A 5,128-nucleotide genomic window follows, 5' to 3' on the forward strand; every position below is an offset into this window, starting at 1 on the left:
ATGACGACGATGACGACGAGGCCAAGGTTGCCGGCAAGAAGGTCGGCGTGTGGACCGTGGCCGGGGTGACCTTCGCCAACGGCGGGGACAACATCGGCGTCTACGTCCCGGTCTTCCTCAGCGTGGGCCCGGGGGCCGTGGTCGCGTACTGTGTCGTGTTCCTGGTGCTGGTCGCGGGGCTGGTGGGCCTGGCCAAGTTCGTCGCCACCCGCCGCCCGATCGCCGAGGTGTTGGAGCGCTGGGAGCACATCCTGTTCCCCATCGTGCTGATCGGCCTGGGTGTCTTCATCCTCATCAGCGGCGGGGCCTTCGGCCTCTGACCGCGTTCGCCCTCGGCCACGGAAGGCCCGCACCCCGCCGACCCGGACGCCACACGGCCACCGGGCCGGCGGGGTGCGTTCGGTCCTAGACGGGGGTGGTGAAGGTGCCGGCCAGGTTCTGCAGCTGGTACATCCACAGCATCCACAGCCCGGAGACCATCAAGACGCCCACGAGCACGAGCAGACAGCCGCCGATGATGTTGAAGACCCGGATGTTGCGGCGGATGTAGCTCAGGGCGGTGGTGACCCAGTTGATGCCGGCCGCGGCCAGCAGGAAGGGGATGCCCAGCCCCAGGCAGTAGAGGAAGCCCAGCAGGGCCCCGCGCCAGGGGTCCCCGGTGGTGGTGCTCAGCGCCAGCACGGCGCTGAGGGTCGGGCCCATACAGGGGGTCCAGCCCAGGCCGAACACCACCCCGAGCAGTGGGGCCCCGGCCAGCCCGGTCCGCGGTGCCAGGGTGGGCTTGAGCGTGCGCTGGAAAAGGGAGAACTTGCCGACCATGACCAGGCCCATGACGATCACCAGCACGCCCAGGACGCGGATCATCGGGTCCTGCCAGCGCACCAGCCAGTGTCCGATGGTGCCGAAGGCGGCCCCGTAGAGGGTGAAGACCGCGGCGAAGCCGAGGATGAACAGCCCGACCCCGGTCAGCACCCGGCGGCGGTTGTCGGGGTGGGTGGGGTTGGACAGTCCGGAGACGTAGCCCAGATAACCGGGCACCAGCGGCAGGATGCACGGGGACAAAAACGAGACGATCCCGGCGATCATCGCCAGCGGGGCGGCGATGAGCAGCGCCCCGGAGTTCACGGTCTCGGCGAAGTAGTTCCCGATGTTCACACCGCCCTCCGTCCGGGGCCATCCGCCGGCGGGGCGGGGCGGGACCGGGGCGGTGCGGGCGGCGGGACAACGGGGGCGGGCACGGTGACGGGGACCTCCTGGGATCGGGCGCGGGGACTGCCCGTTGGCCGGGCGGCATCCCGACAAAGATACACGAGATGCTGTACCGTTCTGGGTATGAGCACCGCGAGCCTCACGCACACCTCGGCGTTGTCCCGGCTGGGCCATGCCCTGGCGGATGACACCCGGACCCGGATCCTGTTGACCCTGCGCGCCGGGCCGGTTCGGCCCTCGCAGCTGGCTCAGGATCTGGGGGTGTCCAAGCAGGTGATGTCTAACCAGTTGGCCTGTCTGCGCGGTTGCGGGCTGGTGACCGCCACCGCCGAGGGTCGCCATGTCTGGTACACTCTGGCCGATGACCGGTTGGGTCAGGCGCTGGGGGAGCTGCTGGAGTTGACCGTGGCCATCGACCCGGACTGCTGCTCCGCCGGAGGGTGCACCTGCGCATGAGCACCCTGTCCCTGAGCCCCAGACTGCTGACACCTAAGCCCCTCACGGCCGAGCGTCGGGCGGTGTTGCACCGCCGGATCCGGTGGATCGTGGCCGGCACCATCACCTACAACGTGATCGAGGCGGTCATCGCCCTGGCCGCCGGGACGGTGGCCTCTTCCGCGGCGCTGATCGGCTTCGGTCTGGACTCGATCGTGGAGGTCCTCTCCGCGGCGGCGGTGGCCTGGCAGTTCGCCGCCCCGGACCCGCGCCAGAGGGAGAAGGCGGCGCTGCGGTTGATCGCGTTCTCCTTCTTCGGCCTGGCCGCGTTCATCACCGTCGACGCGGTGCGCACCCTGGCCGGGGCCGCCGAACCCGAGCACTCCCCGGTGGGGATCGTGCTGGCGGCGGTGAGCCTGGCGATCATGCCGGCCCTGTCCTGGGTCGAGCGCCGCACCGGACGGGAACTGGGCTCGGCCTCGGCGGTGGCCGATTCCAAGCAGACCCTGATCTGCAGCTACCTCTCGGCGGTGCTGCTGATCGGGTTGGTATTGAACAGCGCCCTGGGCTGGTCCTGGGCCGACCCGGTCGCCGCCCTGGTGATCGCCGCCGTCGCCCTCAAGGAGGGCCTGGAGGCCTGGCGCGGGGATGCCTGCTGCACCCCCGCCTCCGTGCTGATCGCCGGGAACCAGGACGACGAGGGCGGCACGGACGGCGACGGCTGTGGCGGGTGCGGGCCGGATTGCGCCTGCTGCACCCACTGAGCCCGCCCGCCGCCGGTGCCTCCCGACGGGCTGGGGGGCGGTGTGCTGATGATCCATCGAGTGGAAGAGAAGTTGGTGTGAGCGGACACGATCATTCCCATGCCCTGCCGGCGGTTGGCCGGCGGGGCCGGCTGGCCGTGGTCTTCGGCATCACCGCCACGATCATGGTCGCCGAGGTCATCGGCGCGCTGGCCTCGGGCAGCCTGGCGCTGCTGGCCGATGCCGGGCACATGTTCACCGACTCCGCCGGGTTGCTGATCGCCCTGATCGCGGCGTCCCTGGCGCTGAGACCGGCCACGGACAAGCGCACCTGGGGGTACCAGCGGGCCGAGATCCTCGCCGCCGCCGCGCAGGCGGCGGTGCTGCTGGCCGTGGGCGGCTTCGTGGCCGTGGAGGGCGTGCGCCGGCTCCTGACCCCGCCCGAGGTCGAATCCACCACCATGTTCTGGTTCGGGGTGATCGGGCTGGCCGGCAACCTCATCGGGCTGGCGATCCTGGCCTCGGCCCGGGGGCAGAACCTGAACATGAAGGCCGCGTTCCTGGAGGTGCTCAACGACGCCCTGGGCTCGGTCGCGGTCATCGTCTCGGCAATCGTGATCGCCACCACCGGCTGGAGTCGGGCCGATGCGGTGGTGTCCTTGCTGATCGCCGCGCTGATCGTGCCCCGGTCCCTGATCCTGCTGCGCGACACCATCGAGGTGCTCATGGAGACCACCCCGCGAGGCCTGGACCTGGAAGCGGTCCGCACCCGGCTGGGTCAGCTGCCGCACGTGGTCGAGGTGCACGACCTGCACGCCTCGCGCATCGACTCCGACACCCCCGTGCTCTCCGCGCACGTCACCGTGCGCGATGACTGCCTGACCGCGCGGCACCTGGGCACCGTGCTGGCCGATCTGCAGCGCTGCGTGGCCGAGGACTTCCACGTGGCCATCGAGCACTCCACCTTCCAGATCGAACCGGCCACCCACCGCCACACCGAGACCCACCACCCCTGACCCGTAACTGCCTCCGAATCCCGCCACCACCAGATTGGACCCCCCTTGTGAGCACACCCACCCGCAGCCCCACCCCCTCCGGCCCGTCCACCCCGGGCACCACCTCGCACCGGGCCAAGATCATTGTCTGGCTCGTGCTGGTCGCCGTGGTGATCGCCGGGCTCATCGTCGGGGCGGTGGCCGTCAACGGCGCCCGTGATCCCGGCCCCCAGGGAGCCGGGCAGACCGCATCCTCCGGGGCCGAGCAGACCGCGGCCTCGCAGGCCGCTCCGGTGGTGCGCCCGGACAGCCGGGTGCTGTCCCAGGCCCCGAACGAGCAGGCCGTGCTGGTGGAGTTCCTGGACTTCGAGTGCGAGGGCTGCAAGGCCGCCTACCCGGTCGTGGAGGAACTGCGCGCCGAGTACGCCGACACGGTGACCGTCGTGCACCGCTACTTCCCGCTGCCCGGGCACCCGAACTCGATGACCGCCGCCGTCGCGGTGGAGGCCGCCGCCCAGCAAGGTGAGTACGAGGCGATGTACCAGCGGATGTTCGACACCCAGGAGCAGTGGAGCCACACCGCCGAGGACCGCAGCCTGGTGTTCCGCGGCTACGCCGAGGACCTGGGCCTGGACCTGGCCGCCTACGATGCCGCGGTGGCCGACCCGGCCACCCAGGCTCGCATCGAGGCCGACGTGGCCGACGGGATCGCCTTGGGCGTGCAGGGCACCCCGACCTTCTTCCTGGACGGAAAGATACTCACCCTGAACACCCTCGAGCAGTTCCGCGCCGAACTCGACGCGGCCGCAAGCAACTGAGCCGCCCCATGAGCACCCCTGCCCCCGACGCCGACTCCCCGGTGACCACACAGACGACCATCGCCGACCGCCCCGCCGAGCCGCTGGCCGGCGCCGGACCGGCCGCCGAGAAGGCGGGGATGCCGGCTCTTGCCCGGCACTGCCCGTTCGGTCTCATCCTGCTGGTCACCGGGGTGGTGGGCTGGACGGCCTCGGCGATCCTAGTCCTCGAGCGCCTGGCCCTGTACGAGGACCCCGGCCACACCACCAGCTGTGACATCAACCCGTGGGTGTCCTGCGGGCGGGTGATGGGCACCTGGCAATCCGAGCTGTTCGGCTTCCCGAACCCGCTGATCGGCGTCGTGGCCTTCGCCGTGGTGCTGGCCACCGCGATGATGGTGCTCTCCGGGGCGAAGCCCGGCCGCTGGTACTGGGTCGGGCTACAGGCCGGGGTCACCCTGGGGATGGTGTTCGTGGCCTGGCTGTGGTTCCAGGCCCTGTACGAGATCTACATCCTGTGCCTGTACTGCATGATCGTCTGGGCGGCCATGATTCCGCTGTTCCTGTTGCTCACCGCCCGCAACCTCGCCCACGGCGTGATTCCCGCCCCGCCCGGGGTGGTCCGGTTCGCCACCGGCTGGGCTGGCACCCTCATCGCCGTCGCCTACGTCACCGTCACCGGTTCTGTCTTCGTCCAGTTCCTCCCCGCCTTCACCGGCTACTAAGTCCCCCGCCACCACCATCCCCCCAGCAGCGAGGAACTCTCCGACCATGGCCGACGCGGACGTCCTGGTGATCGGCGCCGGCCAAGCCGGCCTGGTCATGGGCCACTACCTGAACCGGGCCGGACTGCACCCGCTGCTCGTGGACCGCGCCCCGGCCCTCGGGCACAGTTGGCGGTCCCGCTGGAACTCACTGCGCCTGTTCACCCCGGCCCGGCACAACCGAC

At 70.7% G+C, this 5,128-nt stretch carries 8 protein-coding genes; 7 read left to right on the forward strand and 1 reads right to left on the reverse strand.

Annotation, left to right across the window (positions count from 1 at the left end):
- On the forward strand, nucleotides 1–320 hold a 320-nt coding region (locus tag Q4D18_RS10935; RefSeq protein ID WP_303128314.1), incomplete at its 5' end, for a cadmium resistance transporter.
- Between the two features lie 85 nt (nucleotides 321–405).
- Here Q4D18_RS10935 and Q4D18_RS10940 read toward each other — a convergent pair.
- The gene (locus Q4D18_RS10940) at nucleotides 406–1,155 is read right to left on the reverse strand and encodes a cytochrome c biogenesis CcdA family protein (RefSeq protein ID WP_065573244.1); all 750 of its coding nucleotides are present in this window, start codon (nucleotides 1,153–1,155) and stop codon (nucleotides 406–408) included.
- A gap of 177 nt (nucleotides 1,156–1,332) precedes the next feature.
- Between Q4D18_RS10940 and Q4D18_RS10945 the strand changes: the two genes are divergently transcribed.
- The 6 genes from Q4D18_RS10945 to Q4D18_RS11935 all read left to right on the forward strand — a co-directional run.
- Nucleotides 1,333–1,665 carry a helix-turn-helix transcriptional regulator gene (locus Q4D18_RS10945; RefSeq protein WP_303128320.1) on the forward strand — a complete coding sequence of 111 codons (333 nt, stop codon included), beginning with the start codon at nucleotides 1,333–1,335 and terminating at the stop codon, nucleotides 1,663–1,665.
- Entirely contained in the window at nucleotides 1,662–2,408 is a 747-nt protein-coding gene (locus Q4D18_RS10950; RefSeq protein WP_303128321.1) for a cation transporter, read from the forward strand. The genes Q4D18_RS10945 and Q4D18_RS10950 overlap by 4 nt, the downstream gene beginning before the upstream one ends.
- A gap of 77 nt (nucleotides 2,409–2,485) precedes the next feature.
- Nucleotides 2,486–3,403 carry a cation diffusion facilitator family transporter gene (locus Q4D18_RS10955; RefSeq protein WP_303128322.1) on the forward strand — a complete coding sequence of 306 codons (918 nt, stop codon included), beginning with the start codon at nucleotides 2,486–2,488 and terminating at the stop codon, nucleotides 3,401–3,403.
- Between the two features lie 47 nt (nucleotides 3,404–3,450).
- Nucleotides 3,451–4,200, forward strand: a complete 750-nt coding sequence (locus tag Q4D18_RS10960; protein WP_303128323.1) for a thioredoxin domain-containing protein — start codon at nucleotides 3,451–3,453, stop codon at nucleotides 4,198–4,200.
- Nucleotides 4,201–4,319: 119 nt separating this feature from the next.
- Nucleotides 4,320–4,904, forward strand: coding sequence for a vitamin K epoxide reductase family protein (locus Q4D18_RS10965; RefSeq protein WP_303128325.1), 585 nt, complete (start codon nucleotides 4,320–4,322; stop codon nucleotides 4,902–4,904).
- Nucleotides 4,905–4,950: 46 nt separating this feature from the next.
- Nucleotides 4,951–5,128: NAD(P)-binding protein (locus tag Q4D18_RS11935; RefSeq protein WP_368389645.1), on the forward strand; the 178-nt coding region annotated here is incomplete at its 3' end.

The sequence above is a fragment of the Micrococcus sp. genome (assembly GCF_030523875.1).
In the GTDB taxonomy this organism is placed as follows: Bacteria; Actinomycetota; Actinomycetes; order Actinomycetales; family Micrococcaceae; genus Micrococcus.

Excerpts from the sequence above, each read along its gene's own strand:
- Q4D18_RS10945 (WP_303128320.1), top strand. The coding sequence starts at position 1,333 with ATGAGCACCGCGAGCCTCACGCACACCTCGGCGTTGTCCCGGCTGGGC.
- Q4D18_RS10950 (WP_303128321.1), top strand. The coding sequence starts at position 1,662 with ATGAGCACCCTGTCCCTGAGCCCCAGACTGCTGACACCTAAGCCCCTC.
- Q4D18_RS10965 (WP_303128325.1), top strand. The coding sequence starts at position 4,320 with ATGCCGGCTCTTGCCCGGCACTGCCCGTTCGGTCTCATCCTGCTGGTC.